The sequence below is a fragment of the Nocardioides sp. Soil805 genome (assembly GCF_001429625.1).
Taxonomy (GTDB): domain Bacteria; phylum Actinomycetota; class Actinomycetes; order Propionibacteriales; family Nocardioidaceae; genus Nocardioides.
The window spans coordinates 877233-894871 of record NZ_LMSU01000002.1; the positions used below are offsets into that span (position 1 = coordinate 877233).

General features: G+C 72.8%; 15 protein-coding genes and 1 riboswitch. Of the genes, 11 read left to right on the forward strand and 4 right to left on the reverse strand.

Translation table 11 applies throughout. The annotated features are described in order from the left end of the window. Positions 1-8: 8 nt before the first annotated feature. The 6 genes from ASG94_RS14715 to pcrA all read left to right on the forward strand — a co-directional run bounded on the left by ASG94_RS14715 (position 9) and on the right by pcrA (position 6787). The gene (locus ASG94_RS14715; protein WP_082624202.1) at positions 9-1283 is read left to right on the forward strand and encodes an ATP-binding protein; all 1275 of its coding nucleotides are present in this window, start codon (positions 9-11) and stop codon (positions 1281-1283) included. Further along, a complete protein-coding gene (locus ASG94_RS14720) occupies positions 1280-1948 on the forward strand; it encodes a LuxR C-terminal-related transcriptional regulator (protein ID WP_056927161.1) in 669 nt (222 codons plus the stop codon). The genes ASG94_RS14715 and ASG94_RS14720 overlap by 4 nt, the downstream gene beginning before the upstream one ends. A 67-nt stretch (positions 1949-2015) precedes the next feature. Continuing rightward, entirely contained in the window at positions 2016-3452 is a 1437-nt protein-coding gene (locus ASG94_RS14725) for an APC family permease (RefSeq protein ID WP_200958118.1), read from the forward strand. A gap of 1 nt (position 3453) precedes the next feature. Then, on the forward strand, positions 3454-3909 hold the full coding sequence (locus ASG94_RS14730; RefSeq protein WP_056927163.1) for a universal stress protein: 456 nt from the start codon (positions 3454-3456) through the stop codon (positions 3907-3909). A 26-nt stretch (positions 3910-3935) separates the two neighbouring features. Beyond that, entirely contained in the window at positions 3936-4295 is a 360-nt protein-coding gene (locus ASG94_RS14735) for a hypothetical protein (RefSeq protein ID WP_056927164.1), read from the forward strand. Between the two features lie 62 nt (positions 4296-4357). After that, positions 4358-6787: a DNA helicase PcrA gene (gene pcrA, locus ASG94_RS14740; protein ID WP_056927165.1), complete on the forward strand. Its 2430-nt coding sequence runs from the start codon at positions 4358-4360 to the stop codon at positions 6785-6787. Between the two features lie 411 nt (positions 6788-7198). On the opposite strand, the gene ASG94_RS14745 is transcribed toward pcrA, so the two are convergent. Continuing rightward, on the reverse strand, positions 7199-8053 hold the full coding sequence (locus ASG94_RS14745; RefSeq protein WP_056927166.1) for a M23 family metallopeptidase: 855 nt from the start codon (positions 8051-8053) through the stop codon (positions 7199-7201). Between the two features lie 212 nt (positions 8054-8265). Between ASG94_RS14745 and ASG94_RS14750 the strand changes: the two genes are divergently transcribed. Beyond that, complete coding sequence (locus ASG94_RS14750; RefSeq protein ID WP_056927167.1) at positions 8266-8700, forward strand: cobalamin B12-binding domain-containing protein; 435 nt, start codon at positions 8266-8268, stop codon at positions 8698-8700. Between the two features lie 7 nt (positions 8701-8707). Here ASG94_RS14750 and ASG94_RS14755 read toward each other — a convergent pair whose 3' ends face one another. Next, positions 8708-10057: a cryptochrome/photolyase family protein gene (locus tag ASG94_RS14755; RefSeq protein ID WP_056927303.1), complete on the reverse strand. Its 1350-nt coding sequence runs from the start codon at positions 10055-10057 to the stop codon at positions 8708-8710. 127 nt (positions 10058-10184) lie between these two features. On the opposite strand from ASG94_RS14755, the gene sucC reads away from it, so the two are divergent. Further along, a complete protein-coding gene (gene sucC, locus ASG94_RS14760; RefSeq protein ID WP_056927168.1) occupies positions 10185-11351 on the forward strand; it encodes an ADP-forming succinate--CoA ligase subunit beta in 1167 nt (388 codons plus the stop codon). Positions 11352-11371: 20 nt separating this feature from the next. Next, on the forward strand, positions 11372-12253 hold the full coding sequence (gene sucD / locus ASG94_RS14765; RefSeq protein ID WP_056927169.1) for a succinate--CoA ligase subunit alpha: 882 nt from the start codon (positions 11372-11374) through the stop codon (positions 12251-12253). Between the two features lie 73 nt (positions 12254-12326). Here sucD and ASG94_RS14770 read toward each other — a convergent pair whose 3' ends face one another. Both ASG94_RS14770 and ASG94_RS14775 read right to left on the reverse strand, forming a co-directional pair. After that, complete coding sequence (locus ASG94_RS14770) at positions 12327-13574, reverse strand: hypothetical protein (RefSeq protein ID WP_056927170.1); 1248 nt, start codon at positions 13572-13574, stop codon at positions 12327-12329. Between the two features lie 79 nt (positions 13575-13653). Beyond that, positions 13654-15546, reverse strand: coding sequence for a hypothetical protein (locus tag ASG94_RS14775; RefSeq protein WP_056927171.1), 1893 nt, complete (start codon positions 15544-15546; stop codon positions 13654-13656). 93 nt (positions 15547-15639) lie between these two features. On the opposite strand from ASG94_RS14775, the gene ASG94_RS14780 reads away from it, so the two are divergent. After that, positions 15640-16920, forward strand: a complete 1281-nt coding sequence (locus ASG94_RS14780; protein WP_056927172.1) for a cell division protein PerM — start codon at positions 15640-15642, stop codon at positions 16918-16920. Next, positions 16917-17522: a phosphoribosylglycinamide formyltransferase gene (purN, locus tag ASG94_RS14785; protein ID WP_056927173.1), complete on the forward strand. Its 606-nt coding sequence runs from the start codon at positions 16917-16919 to the stop codon at positions 17520-17522. Before ASG94_RS14780 ends, purN begins: the two co-directional genes overlap by 4 nt. A 20-nt stretch (positions 17523-17542) precedes the next feature. Then, positions 17543-17621: riboswitch (ZMP/ZTP riboswitch) on the forward strand. Positions 17622-17639: the final 18 nt, after the last annotated feature.

The following is a 17639-nucleotide window of genomic DNA, read 5'->3' on the forward strand; positions in this document are numbered from 1 at the left end:
GTGTCACGATGAGCACCCCGCAGTCCGTACGCCGTGCCTACCGCGACACCTCCGCCCCCGTGGCCGGCGGCGTCGCGGCCGGTCTGGCACGCCACCTCGGCACCCACGTGCTGTGGGTGCGGAGCGCCTTCGTGGTGCTCGCGCTCATCGACGGCCTCGGCATCCTGCTGTACGCCGCGTTGTGGGTGTTCCTGCCCGCCGACAGCAGCTTCCCCGACGAGGCGCCCGGGCTGGCCAGTGCCCGCCGCGGCGGGCGACGCCCGCGCCGGGTCGGCCGGCTGGCCAGCGCCGGCCCGGCCATCGCCATCGGGGCCCTGCTCTTCGGCGGCGTGCTCGGCTTCGAGGCCGTCTTCGGCCAGGGCGTGCTGTTCTGGCCGGTGGTCCTCGGGGTGGCCGGCATCGCGCTGCTGTGGCGCCAGGCCGACGAGGCCCAGCGCGAGCGGTGGCTCGACTCCTCGGGCCGCATCGACCCCTTCCGTGCCGTGTTCGGCAACGGCGGCTGGGCGGCGTACGCCCGCGTGGCGACCGGCCTGGGCCTCGTCGTGGTGGCCCTCGTCGTCTTCGGCGTCACCACCGGCTCGGTCCGCTTCGCCGGGCCGGTGGTCGTGGCCGGGCTGCTCGGCATCCTGGGGCTCGCCCTGGTCGTCGGCCCGTGGGTGCTGCGTCTGGTCAACGACCTCGGCGCCGAGCGCGCCGAGCGGATCCGCACGCAGGAGCGCGCCGACATGGCCGCGCACCTGCACGACTCGGTGCTCCAGACCCTGGCCCTGATCCAGAAGAACTCCGGCGACGCGACCACGGTCGCCCGCCTCGCCCGTGCCCAGGAGCGCGACCTGCGCACCTGGCTCTTCGAGGGCGAGGCCGCTGACGACACGACCCTGTCGGGAGCGCTGCGCGACCTCGCGGCGTCGGTCGAGGAGACGCACCCGGTGGTGGTCGACGTCGTCACCGTCGGCGACTGCGCCGACTCCGAGGCGGTGCGCACCGTCGCCAACGCCACCCGCGAGGCCGTGGTCAACGCCGCCAAGCATGCGGGGGTCCCGCGCGTCGACGTCTACGCCGAGGTCACCGGCGACGCGGTCGAGGTCTTCGTCCGCGACCGGGGGGCCGGCTTCGACCTCGACGCCGTGGCGACCGACCGCCACGGCGTCCGCAACAGCATCATGGACCGGATGACGCGCCACGGCGGCCGGGCCGAGGTCCGTACGTCGCCCGGTGCCGGCACCGAGGTCCGCCTCCACATGCCACTGCCCACCACATCCGCAGCCCGAGGAGAGTCATGACCGAGTCCGACCGTCCCGTCCGCCCGGTGAGCGTCGTCATCGTCGACGACCACGCGATGTTCCGGGCCGGGGTCCGCGCCGAGCTCGCCGGGGCCGGTGCCGGGGAGGTCGAGGTCGTCGCCGAGGCGGCCGACGTCGCGGAGGCGGTGGCCGCGATCCGCGAGCACCAGCCGCTGGTGGTGCTGCTCGACGTGCACCTCCCTGGGGGTGGGGGCGTCGAAGTGATGCGACTGGCCCCGTCGCCCCGGGCCCGCTACCTCGCCCTGTCGGTCAGCGACGCCGCCGAGGACGTCATCGGCACCATCCGCGGCGGTGCCCGCGGCTACGTCACCAAGACCATCACCGGCCCGGAGCTGGTCGACGCGATCGCCCGGGTCGCCGACGGCGACGCCGTCTTCTCCCCGCGGCTCGCGGGCTTCGTCCTGGACGCGTTCGCGGGCTCCATCGACGTCGCGGCGGTCGACGAGGACCTCGACCGCCTCACCGAGCGCGAGCGCGAGGTGATGCGGCTGATCGCGCGGGGCTACGCCTACAAGGAGGTCGCGCGCGAGCTCTTCATCTCGGTCAAGACCGTCGAGACCCACATGTCCTCGACGCTGCGCAAGCTCCAGCTCTCGAGCCGCCACGAGCTCACCCGATGGGCCTCGGACCGCCGTCTGCTGTGACCGGCCCGATTGACAACTCATCCTGAGTCGGGTGGGGTCAGCGCATCCCACCCCCTCCACTCGGGAAGTGAGGGCCCTCGTGGCCGACTCCACCACCACTGCGACGAACCCGGTCGACGACGACAGCGAGCTCAAGCGCTCCATCACCGGTCGGCTGCTGTTCTTCTACACGCTCGGCGACGTCCTGGGCTCCGGGATCTACGTCCTCATCGGCCTGGTCGCGGCTGCGGTCGGCGGCGCGTTCTGGATCGCCTTCGCCCTCGGCGTGACCGTCGCCGCCATCACCGGCGCGGCGTACGCCGAGCTGGTCACGAAGTACCCCCGGGCCGCCGGTGCGTCGCTCTACGTCAACCAGGCCTTCGGCAGCCGGCCGCTCACGTTCCTCATCACCGTCTCGTTCCTCGCGGCGAGCATGGCGGCGTCGGGCTCGCTGGCCACCGGGTTCGCGTCGTACTTCGCCGAGCTGTGGTCCGGTCCGCCGGCGCTGCTCGTCTCGCTGGTCTTCGTGGCCCTGCTCGTGGTCGTCAACTACATCGGCATCACCGAGTCGGTGGTGATCAACATGGTGATGACCTTCGTCGAGGCGGCGGGCCTGGTCATCGTGATGGTCATCGGCATCGTGTTCATCGTCCAGGGCAACGCCGACTTCGGCGTGCTGACCCAGATCGACACCGGGGGCGACTACAGCAGCCCGGCGCTGGCCGTGCTGGCCGGCATCTCGTTCTCCTTCTTCGCGATGACGGGCTTCGAGAACACCGTCAACGTCGCCGAGGAGACCATCGAGCCCTACAAGGCGTTCCCGCGCTCACTGGTCGGCGGCATGCTGGTGGCCGGCCTGGTCTACGTCCTGGTCTCCATGGCCGCGGCGCTGACCGTGCCGACGGACACGCTCGCGGAGTCCGACGCCGCGCTGCTCGAGGTCGTCAAGGCCGGCATCCTGCCGTTCTCGACGGACCTGATGGCCACGATCTTCTCGATCATCGCGCTGGTCGCCATCACCAACACCACGCTGGTCACCATCGTCACCCAGCCGCGCATCCTCTACGGCATGGCCCGCGAGGACGTGGTGCCGGGCATCTTCGCCAAGATCCACCCCGTCCGACGCAGCCCGTGGGTGGGCCTGCTCTTCAGCGGCGTGGTGGTCGGGCTGCTGCTCGTCATCGGCACCCTCGTCACCGAGGCCGGTGGCGGTATCGACCTCGTCGGACGACTGGCGACGGTCACCGTCGTGCTCCTGCTCGCCATCTACGCCCTGGTGATCGTCTCCTGCCTCAAGCTGCGCGGGCAGGACGAGCACGAGGAGATCTTCCGGGCCAACACGCCGCTGCTGGTCCTGGGGCTCGTGGGCAACCTGGCGATCCTGGGCTTCACGGTCTACGACGACCCCCACTCGCTGATCTGGTGCGCGGGCCTGCTCGGTGTGGGACTGGTGCTCTTCCTCGCCGAGCACTTCTTCGGCAGCCGCGGCACCGGCGCCCGCACGCCCGACCTCGAGGGGGCCTGAGATGCACGTCATCGTCGCCACGGACGGTTCCCGGCAGTCGCTGGCGGCCGCCAAGCACCTCACGTCGTTCGCCGACCCTGCGAAGATCACCGACGTCTCGGTGGTGGCGGTGATCCGGCCACTGGCCTCGGTCGCCTTCGCCGACGACCTGTCGGAGGGCACGTGGCCCGCCGCCGGCTCGTTCCGCGAGGCCGCGGAGAGCGCCGTCGAGACCATCGCCGCCGTCTTCGACGGCTGGGGGCCCACGGTCCACAAGCGGATCCGCAGCGGGTCGGCGGCCAACGAGATCATCAAGGCCGCTCAGCAGTACGACGCCGGGCTGGTGGTCGTGGCGGCCGGTGGTCGCGGGCTCAGCGACAGCGTGCTCGTGGGCAGCACCGCGCAGCGGGTGCAGCACTACGCCCCCTGCCCGGTGCTCGTCGTACGGCCCAAGCCCCGCAAGCCGCGCAAGGCCTGAGGGACACGCGCCGCTAGGGTTCGGCCATGGAGACCCTCCGGCTGGTCCTGCTCTTCCTGCACGTGCTCGGCTTCGCCGCGCTCCTCGGCGGCCTCGTCGTCCAGGCGCGTGACGCCGACAAGACGGTCAACGCCGCCATGCGCGACGGCATCGGCACCGCCTTCGTCACCGGGCTGCTGCTGGTCGGGGTCCTGGAGGCGGGGGACACGGCGGTCGACCACGCGAAGATCGCGGTCAAGTTCGCCGTCGCCCTGGCGCTGCTGGTGCTGGTCATGGCCAACACCCGCAAGCCCACCATCCCGCAAGGGCTGTGGGCCGGCCTGCTGCTCCTGACGGTGGCCAACATCGCGGTGGCCGTCTTCTGGTCGCCCGTGCACGCGGCCTGACGGTTTCGGCCGGCTCCTCGGGCGCCGGGCTGTCCGTCCCGGGACGTAGGCTGGGGGACGAGATGAGCATCCCCTTCCCGCTGCCCGGCTTCGAGTCCGCCCCACCCGTCGAGGAGCCCCGGAGCACCCGTGGCGGCCCGTCGCGAGACGAGCTGCTCGCGGGTCTCAACGAGCCCCAGGCGGCGGCCGTCGTGCACGCCGGGGCACCCCTGCTCGTGGTCGCCGGTGCCGGTTCGGGCAAGACCCGGGTGCTCACCCGCCGCATCGCCTGGCTCATCTCCGAGCGCAAGGCCCACCCCGGGTCGATCCTGGCGATCACCTTCACCAACAAGGCCGCCGCCGAGATGAAGGAGCGCGTCGAGGACCTCGTCGGCAAGCGCGCCCGGATCATGTGGGTCAGCACCTTCCACTCCGCCTGCGTGCGGATCCTGCGCAAGGAGATCACCGCCCTCAACACCGGCGGTCTGGGCTTCAAGTCCAACTTCTCGATCTACGACGCCGCCGACTCCAAGCGGTTGATGACGCTGGTCCTCAAGGACCTCGACCTCGACCCCAAGCGCCACCAGCCCGGCGCGGTGCTGCACTGGGTGAGCAACCACAAGAACGAGCTGCGCGACCCCGAGGAGGCCGCCAAGGACGCCCGCAACGGCTTCGAGGAGTCCTACGCGGCGGCGTACGCCTCCTACCAGCGGCGCCTGCGCGAGGCCAACGCCCTCGACTTCGACGACCTGATCATGCTCACCGTGCACCTGTTCCAGGCGTTCCCCGAGATCCGGCAGAACTACCGCCGCCGGTTCCGCCACGTGCTGGTCGACGAGTACCAGGACACCAACCACGCGCAGTACGCCCTCATCCACCAGCTGTGCGGCCACGACCTCGAGCGGGGCGACAGCCCCGGCGAGGAGCCCAGCGAGCTGATGGTGGTCGGTGACGCCGACCAGTCGATCTACGCGTTCCGCGGCGCCAACATCCGCAACATCATGGACTTCGAGCAGGACTTCCCCGACGCCGTCTCGATCATGCTCGAGCAGAACTACCGCTCGACCCAGACCATCCTCACCGCGGCCAACTCGGTCATCTCCAACAACGCGAGCCGCAAGGAGAAGCGGTTGTGGTCCGAGGCCGGCGACGGCGAGCGGATCGTGGGCTACGTCGCCGACGACGAGCACGACGAGGCCCGCTTCGTCAGCGAGGAGGTCGACCGGCTCGTCGACGACGGTCGCAAGCCCTCCGACGTGGCCGTGTTCTACCGCACCAACGCGCAGTCGCGCGTCTTCGAGGAGGTGTTCATCCGCACCGGCCAGCCCTACAAGGTCGTCGGCGGGGTGCGCTTCTACGAGCGGCGCGAGGTGCGCGACGCGCTCGCCTACCTGCGGATGCTGGTCAACACCGCCGACCAGATCTCGGTGCGCCGGGTCCTCAACACCCCCAAGCGCGGCATCGGGGAGCGGGCCGAGGCCTGTGTGCAGGCGCTCGCCGAGCGGGAGCGGATCACCTTCTGGGACGCGCTGGTCCGCGCAGACCAGGCGCCGGGACTCGCGACCCGCAGCCTCAAGAACATCCAGGGCTTCGTCGCGATGGTCCAGGAGCTCCAGTCGATGGTCGACGCCGGCGAGCGCCCCGACGTCGTCCTGGAGTCCGTGCTCGAGCGCTCGGGATACCTCACCGAGCTCGAGGCGAGCGACGACCCCCAGGACGCCACCCGCGTGGAGAACCTCGCCGAGCTCGTCGCCGTGGCCCGTGAGTTCGCCGACGACCCGCAGCCCGGCCCCAGCGCCGACCCGGCCGACATCGAGGCCGGCACCGTCTCGGTGGGCCTCGGCGACTTCCTCGAGCGCGTGGCCCTGGTCGCCGACGCCGACCAGATCCCCGACGCGCCCGACGGCGAGGACGTCGGCGTGGTCACCCTGATGACCCTGCACACCGCCAAGGGCCTGGAGTTCCCGGTCGTCTTCCTGACCGGCCTCGAGGACGGGATCTTCCCCCACCAGCGCTCGCTCGGCGACCAGCCCGAGCTCGAGGAGGAGCGCCGGCTGGCCTACGTCGGGGTGACCCGGGCCCGCGAGCGCCTCTACGTCTCGCGCGCGATGGTGCGCTCCGCGTGGGGTGCCCCCGCCCACAACCCGGCGAGCCGCTTCCTCGACGAGCTCCCGGTCGACCTGGTCGACTGGCGGCGTACGGCCCAGGCGCAGACCCGCTGGGGCCGCCCCGACCTCGCGGCGAACTCCCCGGCCCGGCTCGGCGCCCCGACGGCGGCCGGGCGGCGCAACTTCTCCTCCGCCGCGGCCCGTGCCGACGCGATGTCCAAGGCCAAGCCGGCGCGCGAGATCCCGTCGCTGGAGCCCGGCGACCGGGTGCTGCACGACTCGTTCGGGATGGGCACCGTGGTGACGCTCGAGGGCGCCGGCGACAAGTCGGTCGCCTCGATCGACTTCGGGTCCGAGGGCGTCAAGCGGCTGCTGCTGCGCTACGCGCCCGTCGAGAAGCTCTGACCGGACCGCAGTCGGGGGCGCCGGGTCCTCCCGGCGGTGTCCTGCCGTCCTGCTGAGCTGGCGGGCCGGCGCCCCAGAGTGGCGGCAGACTGCGCCGGAAGCGCGCGGGATGCTGCGATGTGCCGCCACCGTGGTGTGCCGGAGTGCGATGTGCCGCCACCCTGGCGGGCGTGGCGCAAGTGGCGGCGTACGACGCCTGGTCCGGCGTCGGGGCCGTCACATGCCGCCAGTTGGCTGGTCGCCGCCTCAGAGTGGCGGCAGATTGCGCTGGAATCGCCGGGATGCTGCGATGTGCCGTCACTGGCTGGTGTGGCGGAGGCGTGGCGCAACTGGCGGGGTACGACGCCCGGTACGGCCTCCGAGCTGTCGCGCGCCGCCAGTTGGTGGCCGAGCGCGAGAAGGAAGGTCAGGTCAGGGCGTGACGCCGTGCTCGAGCAGCGCGGTGAACGGGTCGACCGGGTCGCCGCCGCCGGGACGCACCTCGAGGTGCAGGTGCGGCCCGGTCGAGTTGCCGGTGGTGCCCACGGTGCCGATGACCTCGCCGCCGCGCACGGTGTCGCCGACGCTGACGAGGAACGACGTCTGGTGGCAGAACCACAGCTCGGTGCCGTCGTCGAGGGTGATGACCGTCTTGTTGCCGTAGGAGCCGTCGTAGCCGGTCTCGGTCACGACGCCGTTGGCGACCGCCCGGATCGAGCTGCCCGAGGGGGCGCTGAAGTCGAGGCCGGTGTGGACGCTCGACCACAGGTAGCTGGAGGCGCCGAACGTCGCCGTGAGGCGGTAGCTCTCCAGCGGGAGGACCCACTGGTTCTCCTTGATCTTGGCGGCCTGCTTCTCAGCGGCCTGCGCGAACTGCTGGAGCGCGGCGTGCTGCTCCTCGGCCTGCTTCTCGGCGGCCTCGATGAGCTGCTGGTTGGCCGCGTCGGCCTGGGCGTCGCGGCGCGAGTCACGCGAGACGACGGCGTCGCGGCTGGTGACGGGGGAGGCCTGCGCGATCCCGGCGGTGCCGGCGGCGGCCAGCGTGCTGGAGCTGGAGCTGGAGGTGACCTGGCCGGCCAGGTCGGCGTCGGCCGCGGTGAGCGCTCCGCCGGCCGAGACGGCCAGCGCGGTCACTCCGAGGAGGATCGGCGCGGAGGGCAGGGCGCGGAGCAGGGGATTGCGGCGTGGCGGGGTGGTGGCCCGGCGCCGGCCGGGTGCCGGAGTGTCGATGACGGGTGCTGCCGAGGTGCTGCGGCGGTCGCCGCGCTGCGCTCGGTGGTTGCCCATGGATCATCCTCATCTGCCGGTGCCGGGGGGAGCAGGTCGGTCGCCTTCGGGCGAACCGACCCCAGACTGTAACGGAAAGGTCACGACCCTCGAAATCTCCGTTCCACCCGATTGTGGAGGAGTGGCGAGGACATCGCAGCGGTTCACGATAGATGGCCCCTTCGGACTACCTCGTGTGGGGTGGGTCACGTCGCGGGGTTAGCCTCGGGCCCATGAGTACGCCGACCCCCACCCGTCGCCTCCGCATCGTCGTCGGGAAGCCCGGGCTCGACGGGCACGACCGGGGCGCCAAGATCGTGGCCCGTGCGCTGCGCGACGCGGGCCACGAGGTCATCTACACCGGGCTGCACCAGACGCCCGAGCAGATCGTCGAGACCGCCATCCAGGAGGACGCCGACCTGATCGGCCTCTCCGTGCTCTCCGGGGCCCACATGACGCTCTTCACCCGGCTCGGCGAGCTCCTGCGCGAGCGCGAGGCCGACGACATCGTGGTCTTCGGCGGCGGGATCATCCCCGACGAGGACATCCCCCTGCTCCGCGAGGCGGGGGTCGCCAAGGTGTTCACGCCGGGTGCCCCGACCACCGACATCACCGGGTGGGTGGCGGAGTACTTCGCCGACTCCCCGCAGGACCCCGCGCCGGCGTGAGCCGGGCTCAGTCGCGCACCGCGCCGTACCGCTCGAGCGCCTCCTTGCGCTCCTCGGCGTGGTCGACGATGCGCAGCGGGTAGTCCTTCTCGTAGCCCACGTCGGACTTCCACGGCTCGTGCGCGAGCGCGCCGGGCAGGTGGGCCAGCTCCGGGACCCACCGACGCACGTAGTCGCCGCCCGGGTCGAACCTGGTGCCCTGGGTGATCGGGTTGAAGACGCGGAAGTACGGCGACGCGTCGGTGCCCGTGCCGGCCACCCACTGCCACCCGTGGTTGTTGGAGGCGACGTCGCCGTCGACGAGGTGGTCGAGGAAGTGCCGCGCGCCGACCGGCCACCACACGTGCAGGTCCTTGGTCAGGAAGCTCGCGGTGATCATCCGCACCCGGTTGTGCATCCAGCCCTCGTGCAGCAGCTGGCGCATCCCGGCGTCGACGATCGGGAAGCCGGTGGTGCCGGTGCGCCAGGCCTCGATCGCGTCCTCGGGCTCGTCGTACCGCATGCCCGACAGGGCGGGCTTGAGGTCGGCCCAGGCGGAGTCGGGGTGGTGCCACAGCACGTCGGCGTAGAACTCGCGCCACGCGAGCTCGGTCTCGAAGGTGTGCGCGCCCGTGCCGCGGAGGTCGGAGATGTCCGCGAGAAGCGACCTCGGGTGCACGACGCCGAGGTGCAGGTAGGGGGAGAGGCGCGAGGTGCCGTCGACTCCCGGGCGGTCCCGGTCGGTGTCGTAGTCGGCCAGCAGGTCGTCGCGGAAGTGCCGCCAGCGACGCCAGGCGGCGTCCTCGCCCGGCGTCGGCATGCCCTCCGGGCCGGTGTCGGCCGCATCGTCGAGCAGGCGCGTGGCCCGGTCGTCGGAGTCGAGGGCGACCAGGTCGGGGTCGCGGGGGGTGGGCGCGGGCTCGACCCAGCCGTGCGCGCGCCAGGCCTTCGCGAAGGGCGTGAACACCTGGTAGGGCCCGCCGGAGCCGTTGAGGACGCGCCCCGGCCCCACGGCGTACGGCGACCCGGTGGCCTGCCAGGAGATCTCGCCCAGCGCCTCCTCGACGGCCGCGTCGCGTCGGCGTCCGTACGGCGTGGTCTCGGCCGAGACGTGCACGCTCGACGCCTCCACCTCGCGCGCGACCCGCGGCACGACCTCGACGGGGTCGCCGTACCGGACCACGAGCCGGCCGCCGAGGCGCTCGTCGAGGGCACGCAGCGTGCCAGCCAGCCACGCGCGGCGCGGGTCGCCGGCCCGCTCCCACAGCCGCGGGTCGACGACGAACAGCGCCGCCGCGGGCCCCTCCGCGAGGGCTGCGCGCAGGGCGGGCTGGTCGCGGACCCTCAGGTCGCGTCGGAACCACATCACCGAAGACATGGCGCCCAACGTATCGGCGGCGTGAGCAGGGCCACGGCGCCCGACCTCGATGTGACCCGGCTGACAGGTCTAGGGTGCCGAGAGGAAATCCCGGACTATTACGCAGACGAGAAGGAACGGGTACGTCGTGGACTTGATGGAGTACCAGGCGAAGGAGCTCTTCGCCAAGCACGGAGTGGCAGGCGCCCTCGGCAAGACCGTGGAGACCCCCGAGGACGCTCGCGCGGCCGCGGAGGAGATCGGTGGCGTCGTGGTCGTCAAGGCCCAGGTGAAGGCCGGAGGTCGCGGCAAGGCCGGCGGCGTCAAGGTCGCCAAGTCGCCGGAGGAGGCCGAGGAGGCCGCCCGCGCGATCCTCGCCCTGGAGATCAAGGGGCTCCCGGTCAACCGGGTGCTCGTGGTCCCCGGTGCGTCGATCGAGGAGGAGTACTACTTCTCCTTCCTGCTGGACCGCTCCAACCGCTCCTACCTGTGCATTGCCAGCGTCGAGGGCGGTGTGGAGATCGAGGAGGTCGCCAAGACCAACCCCGACGCCGTCAAGCAGATCGCCATCGACCCGGGCACCGGCGTCGACGAGGCCAAGGCCCGCGAGATCGCCACCGAGGCGGCGTTCCCCGAGCCCGTCTTCGAGCAGGCCGTCACGATGATCCAGCAGCTGTGGAACGTCTTCGTCGAGGAGGACGCCACGCTGGTCGAGGTCAACCCCCTCGCCCGCCTGACCGGCGACAAGCTCGAGGCCCTCGACGGCAAGGTCTCGCTCGACGAGAACGCCGAGTTCCGCCACGAGGACCACAAGGCCTTCGAGATCCGCGAGGAGGCCGACCCGCTCGAGGCGAAGGCCAAGGACAAGGGCCTCAACTACGTCAAGCTCGACGGCGAGGTCGGCATCATCGGCAACGGCGCGGGCCTGGTCATGTCGACCCTCGACGTGGTCGCCTACGCCGGTGAGGCGCACGGCGGGGTCAAGCCCGCCAACTTCCTCGACATCGGGGGCGGCGCCAACGCCCAGGTGATGGCCGACGGTCTCGACGTGATCATCCACGACGCGCAGGTCAAGAGCGTCTTCGTGAACGTCTTCGGCGGCATCACCGCCTGCGACGAGGTCGCCAACGGCATCAAGGGCGCCCTGGAGATCCTCGGCGACGAGGCCACCAAGCCGCTCGTCGTGCGCCTCGACGGCAACAACGTCGAGGAGGGCCGCCGCATCCTCAACGAGCTGGACCACCCGCTGGTCACCCAGGTCGACACCATGGACGGCGCGGCCGACAAGGCCGCCGAGCTCGCCCACCAGGCCTGAGAGACGGAGAAAGAGAAGCAATGTCGATCTACCTGAACAAGGACAGCAAGATCATCGTCCAGGGCATGACCGGTGGGATGGGCTCCAAGCACACCACCCTCATGCTCGACGCCGGCTCGCAGATCGTCGGCGGTGTCAACGCCCGCAAGGCCGGCACCACCGTCGAGCTCGGCGGCAAGGACCTCCCGGTCTTCGGCAACGTCAAGGAGGCGATGGCCGAGACCGGTGCCGACGTCAGCGTGGTCTTCGTGCCGCCGGCGTTCACCAAGGACGCCTGCATCGAGGCCATCGACGCCGGCATCGGCCTGCTGGTGGTCATCACCGAGGGCGTGCCGGTCCAGGACACCGCCGAGGTGTGGTCCTACCTGCAGGGCAAGTCCACCCGGATGATCGGTCCCAACTGCCCGGGCATCATCACGCCCGAGGAGTCCCTGGCCGGCATCACCCCGCACACCATCGCGGGCAAGGGCCCGGTCGGCCTCGTGTCCAAGTCGGGCACGCTGACCTACCAGATGATGTTCGAGCTCAAGGACTTCGGCTTCTCGACCGCCATCGGCATCGGCGGCGACCCGATCGTGGGCACCACCCACATCGACGCCCTCGAGGCCTTCGAGAACGACCCGGAGACCAAGGCGATCGTGATGATCGGCGAGATCGGTGGCGACGCCGAGGAGCGGGCCGCGGCCTACATCAAGGACCACGTGACCAAGCCGGTCGTCGGCTACGTCGCGGGCTTCACGGCTCCCGAGGGCAAGACGATGGGCCACGCCGGCGCGATCGTGTCCGGCTCGTCCGGCACCGCGCAGGCCAAGAAGGAGGCCCTCGAGGCCGCCGGGGTCAAGGTCGGCAAGACGCCGTCCGAGACCGCCGCGCTCATGCGGGAGATCCTCCAGGCTCTCTGATCCGCACAGCTTCGTCGTACGGCCCGGCAGGCACACCTGCCGGGCCGTTCGACGTCCGGGGCCGGTACGCCGCTCAGCAGCCGTCGGCGGTGAAGGCGCACATCGCCGGGGCGATCGCCCGCGTCAGGGCGCTGCGGTCCCGCACGGTCGGGCCGAGGGCGTCGAGCGACCCCTCGCCGTACACGTGGGTGAGGAGCAGCGCGCGGCCCACCCGGGTGAGCTGGAAGACCGAGGCGCCCGGCCCGTCGTCCCACGTGAGGCTGAAGGTCACCGAGTCGTGGCCCGTGTCGGCGTCGTGCAGGGTCCACACCTGGTGGGCGGGGGCGTCGGAGCACGCCTCGACGAGGTCGCTCGCCCGGCGGACCACGGTCGAGGCCGCGTCGGCGTCGGCCAGCACGACCAGGTCGCGGGCGTCCACGTGCTCGGGGCCGTAGGCGTTGGTCGCGAGCCGCGCCTGCGTCGGGCCGACCGGCCAGAGCGTCGAGCCGCACACCTCGACCTCGCCGACCCCGTCCGCCTCGGGGGAGGGAGCGACGACGTCGTGGTCGCCGTCCTCTGGGGGCAGGTCGAGGTCCAGCGGGAAGGCGGCGGGGATCTCCGGTGACGGCACCGGCTCCCCGAAGGCGGCCATCGCGTCCAGCACGGGGGTGAGGGCCTCGAGGTCGGCGGTGATGCCGTCGTCGAGGATCGGGCCCGGCGTCCACTCGGCGTACGCCGAGGTGACGAGCAGGGCGGTGCCTCGCGGCACCACCTCGATGATCTCCGCGCCGAGGCCGACCCGGCCGTCGGTGGCGTAGGTGTGGACCACGGTCGCGCCCTTCGGGCCGGCGGCGGACGGGCGGACCTCCGTGAGGAGCTCGCTGCCGGGGCCGGACTCCTCGACGGGGCACGCCCGGGCGGCGGCCAGCGCCTCGGCGGCCAGCGCGGCGGGCTGCTCCGCGGTGGCGAAGACCATCAGGTCGCGGGTCGAGGAGTACTCCGGTCCGCTGGACGCCGCGGTGACGCGGTCGGTCGTCGCCAGTCCACGCAGGGGCCGGGTGCCGCAGAAGTCGAGCACCCGCATCCCGACGCCGTCGGGACCGGCGGTGATCGGGCCGCCGGTGTCGTCGGACGGCATGCCCTCGGTGATGGGGAAGCCCTCCGGCACCGTGGTCGGGGCCGGTGCGGACGGTGTCGCCGGTGTGGTCGAGGCGATCGGGCCCGCCGCCGGGGCGGGCGCCGGGTCGGCATCGGCCGTCCCCGACGTCGAGCCGCAGCCCGCGATCAGCGCGATCAGCGCGACCAGCGGCAGCGTGGCGAAGCGGCGGGCTGAGCCGGGCATCGGGACCCCCTCGTCGAGTGACGTGTCGGGGGTGGGACGCGGACGGGCGCCGCGAAGTTGCCGTGGACCGGACCGGCGGTCAGCCGGCGCTGGGGAGGTCGCTGAGCCGGTCGAGGGCGCGGTCGGCCACGGCGATGAAGTCGGCGCGGGTCATCGTCATCCCGTCGTCGGGGGTGAAGCCGAGCTGGGAGACCGCCTTGCCGTCGCGCATGATCGCCATCAGGAACTCCACCGAGCGGGAGTCGGAGATCTCGATGTCGAGGTCCCAGACGGTGATCTCGCGGTCGCCGCGCGTGCGCTGGACGATCGCCTCGACGCTGGTGCCGAGGTTGGCCTGTCCGCAGCGGCGGATCCGGTCCCGCACCTCACCGACGAACTGGCGGGCCCGCTTCTCGGGCATCGTCGCGACCGTCTGGGTCAGCCCGAAGGTGTCGACCTTGCGGTTGGCCGGGAAGAGGAACGTGCGGGTCATGTTGTGTGCGAGGCCCTTGGCGTCGAAGCGCGTGTTGTCGCAGCGGGTGGACGCGAAGTTGGTCCGCGCCGGCTCCGGGTCCGTGCCCACCCAGGGGCCCACGGCCCGGGTGACGGGCGGGAGGTCGAGCTCGGCCAGCATGCCGGCGGGGCGACCGACCGGGTACGGCGGGACGGGTGCGGTCCGCGGGGGACCGGCGCACGTGCCGGTGCCGGGGCTCCCGCACAGCGCGTTGACCGACGCCGCGAGGCCGGTGGCGGCCGTGCGGGCGTCGGGGGCTGCGCCCCGGGACTGCACCACGGTGGTGACCACGGCCTGCCCGGTGCGGGCGAGCGCGATGCTGATGCCGCTCGGCTGCCTCGCCCAGCTGCGCAACGAGAGCACCACGGCCTCGTCGCCGACGCGGGCGACACGGTGCGTGGCGAGCAGCTGGGTGCGCGGGTCCTGGCACCCGGCGTACCAGCGCAGGGCGGTGTCCCAGGCCGCGGCGGCCCGCTCGGTGTCGGCCGAGAGCTCGACGACCTCGGTCACCGTCGACTGCACCTGCTCCACCCGGCGCTGGCGGGCCTTGCCCCGGGCCCTCCCGCCCTCGGACTTCGTGGTGCGTACGACGCGCTCGGAGCCCTCGAAGGTGCGCACCAGGGCGCCGGTCCCCGCCGGGTCGGCGAAGCGCTCGAGCTGGCAGGGCACCACGAGGCCGTCGCCCTCGAGGTTGGTCGTGGTCGACTCCTCGCTCCACGAGAGCCGGCGGCCGTAGCGGTCCAGCTGGTCGGCCTCGAGGAGCGACGCCTCGTCGAGGGCCGGCGGGGCGGCCTCCTCGACCTCGCTCGTGGTGATGCCGGTGGTGGTCGGCTCGCGCTCCAGGGTGCTCGGCTCGGCGCCGCCGGACGCGACCACCGTCCCGGAGACCAGCAGCGCGGCGACGGCGCCGCCGACACCGACGACCGTGTGGGTCCGCCGGCGGGCGGTGCCCTGGCGGCGCACGATCGTGGCCCGCGGCCAGCGCTCGCCCTCGAGCGGGCCGCGCAGGTCCTCGAGCAGCCGGCGTACGTGGGTGCTCGGCACGCCCCGGGCGACCGAGAACCGCGATGTGCCGCTCTGCAGCGCCCGCTCCGCCTCGCGGCGCGGGACGCCCAGGGTCCGGGCGATCTCGTCCAGCGGCAACGGGGACAGCGTGGTGAGCACGAGCGCCTTGCGCTCCAGCGTGCCGAGGTCGGACAGCGCGTCGAGGGTGGCCGCGACCTCGTCGTCGAGGCCCTTCTCACGGTGCCACGGGCGGACCGTGTGCCGGCGCTGCGCCCGACCATGCGCGAGCGGCCGGACCCAGCCCTCCTGGTCGTCGAGGCGGCTCACCGTGCGCCAGCGCTGCCAGGCGACGGCGAAGGCGTCGCGCACGGCGGTGCGCGACGCCGGCACGTCACCGGTCAGCGCGTACGTCTCGAGCAGGAGACGGTCGCGCGAGCCGGCGTAGAAGGCGTCGAACGCGTCAGGGCTCCTCATGGCCGCTCCACGGTACGGGAGGGGAGGGCGTTCGCGCACACCCGGCGTGGCCTCCGCGGACGTCGTGCGGGCCGGGGTGATGATGGTCGGGCCATGACCTCCTTGCTCCCTCCTCGCGCCACGGGTGCGGGTCCGTCCGCCCGTACGACGCCGCGTCCCGGGGATGCGCGACACGTCCGGCCGCTCGCCCTGGTCGCCTCCCTCGGGGGCGTCGCGGCCGCGCTGGCGCCCCTGCTCGTGCTGGCCGCGGTCGGGGTCATCGGCTGGTTCGCCGCCGACGCCGGCGCCCACGGCACGCCGAGCGCGGGCATGCGCATCGGCGCGATGGCGTGGCTCATGGGACACGGCTCCGGGGTGACCGTGCAGGGCGCGACGGTCGGCGTCGTGCCCCTCGGGGTGACCGCGATGTCCGCCTGGACCGTGTGGCGCCTCGGCCACCGGGTCGGGGACGCGGTGTCCGGCCACGGGCCGGACGCCGACCGGATCGCCGACGGCGAGCGGGACTTCACCGTGCCGGCCGCCGTTTCCCTCTTCTTCGTGGGGTACGCCGTCGTGGCCGTGGTGGTCGCGTCGGTGGCGGCGTCGGTGGACGCGGCCCCCTCCACGGCGCGCGTCGTGTGGTGGAGCCTGCTTCTCACCCTGGTCGTCGCCGCCCCCGCGATCGCCGTCGGCTCGGGGCGCGCCGCCATCTGGGCCGCCCTCGCACCGCCGGTCGTGCGCGACGGCGTCGGGGCCGCCCTGTCCGTGCTGGGCTGGTTCCTCGCGGCCTCCGCGCTGGCCTTCGTCGCCGCGCTGCTGCTGGGGGCGGGGGAGGCGGCCACGATGATGTCGCAGCTGCACCTCTCGGCCGGCGACGCGATCGTCTACTCCCTCGTCAACGTCGGCCTCGCGCCCAACGCCGTGCTGTTCTCCGGGTCCTTCCTGCTCGGTCCCGGGTTCGCGGTCGGCGGCGCGACCATGGTCTCGCCCGGCCTCGTCGTGCTCGGTCCGCTGCCCCTGCTGCCGCTGCTGGCGGCGCTTCCCGGCGCCGGTGCCACCGCGCCCTGGGTGGCCTCGCTCATCGCGCTGCCGCCGGTCGTCGCCGCGCTCGCGGTGGCCTGGTGGCAGCGCCGCCGGCCCACGCTGCGCTGGGACCACGGTGCGCTGCGGGGCTGCGGTGGCGGCATCGTCGCGGGCATCGCCTTCGCCGTGCTCGCGTCGGTGTCGGGGGGAGCGGCCGGTCCGGGCCGGATGCGGTTCGTGGGACCGTTCGTCCCCGACGTCCTCGTGCACGCCATCACGGCCTTCGGCATCGGTGGCCTCGTCGGCGGGCTTCTCATGACGTGGTGGCAGCGCCGCCACGCCGAGCAGGTCGCCCTAGACTCCGCCGGGTGACCGCCCGCCTCGTCGTCCTCGTCTCCGGCTCCGGCACCAACCTGCAGGCGCTCCTCGACGCCTGCGCCGACCCGTCGTACGGCGCGAGGGTGGTGGCCGTGGGCGCCGACCGCGACGACATCGAGGGTCTGGCCCGCGCCGACCGGGCGGGCGTCCCGACCTTCGTCAAGAGGCTCGGCCACTTCTCCTCGCGCGACCACTGGGACCGGGCGCTCGCCGACACCGTCGCGGCCTTCGAGCCCGACGTCGTGGTGCTGGCGGGCTTCATGAAGCTCGTCGGGACCGAGTTCCTCGCCCGCTTCCCCGGCCGGGTGGTCAACACCCACCCGGCGCTGTGCCCGGCCTTCCCCGGCACGACGGGTCCGGCCGACGCGCTGGAGTACGGCGTGAAGGTCACCGGCGCCACCTTGTTCGTCGTCGACGACGGGGTCGACACCGGCCCGATCATCGCCCAGACGACCGTGCCCGTCCTCGACGACGACACCTCGACGACCCTCCACGAGCGGATCAAGGTCGCCGAGCGGACGATGCTGGTGGACACCGTCGGACGGATGGCCCGCGACGGCTGGAGCCTCGACGGACGCCGGGTGCGGCTCGGCTGACGGGCCCGGGTTCCTCTAGTCTGGGACCACACGACTGGCGCAGGTGGGCGACCACCGGGGAGTGAACCGCGCAGAGCATCGACCGCCTGGGTGCTCGCCTCCACCGCTCGACCTCAG

What these genes read in the sequence shown, in the direction of transcription:
- ASG94_RS14715 (WP_082624202.1), top strand. Translation starts at nt 9, where the DNA reads ATGAGCACCCCGCAGTCCGTACGCCGTGCCTACCGCGACACCTCCGCC.
- ASG94_RS14720 (WP_056927161.1), top strand. Translation starts at nt 1,280, where the DNA reads ATGACCGAGTCCGACCGTCCCGTCCGCCCGGTGAGCGTCGTCATCGTC.
- ASG94_RS14730 (WP_056927163.1), top strand. Translation starts at nt 3,454, where the DNA reads ATGCACGTCATCGTCGCCACGGACGGTTCCCGGCAGTCGCTGGCGGCC.
- ASG94_RS14735 (WP_056927164.1), top strand. Translation starts at nt 3,936, where the DNA reads ATGGAGACCCTCCGGCTGGTCCTGCTCTTCCTGCACGTGCTCGGCTTC.
- pcrA (WP_056927165.1), top strand. Translation starts at nt 4,358, where the DNA reads ATGAGCATCCCCTTCCCGCTGCCCGGCTTCGAGTCCGCCCCACCCGTC.
- ASG94_RS14745 (WP_056927166.1), bottom strand. Translation starts at nt 8,053, where the DNA reads ATGGGCAACCACCGAGCGCAGCGCGGCGACCGCCGCAGCACCTCGGCA.
- ASG94_RS14750 (WP_056927167.1), top strand. Translation starts at nt 8,266, where the DNA reads ATGAGTACGCCGACCCCCACCCGTCGCCTCCGCATCGTCGTCGGGAAG.
- ASG94_RS14755 (WP_056927303.1), bottom strand. Translation starts at nt 10,057, where the DNA reads ATGTCTTCGGTGATGTGGTTCCGACGCGACCTGAGGGTCCGCGACCAG.
- sucD (WP_056927169.1), top strand. Translation starts at nt 11,372, where the DNA reads ATGTCGATCTACCTGAACAAGGACAGCAAGATCATCGTCCAGGGCATG.
- ASG94_RS14770 (WP_056927170.1), bottom strand. Translation starts at nt 13,574, where the DNA reads ATGCCCGGCTCAGCCCGCCGCTTCGCCACGCTGCCGCTGGTCGCGCTG.
- ASG94_RS14775 (WP_056927171.1), bottom strand. Translation starts at nt 15,546, where the DNA reads ATGAGGAGCCCTGACGCGTTCGACGCCTTCTACGCCGGCTCGCGCGAC.
- ASG94_RS14780 (WP_056927172.1), top strand. Translation starts at nt 15,640, where the DNA reads ATGACCTCCTTGCTCCCTCCTCGCGCCACGGGTGCGGGTCCGTCCGCC.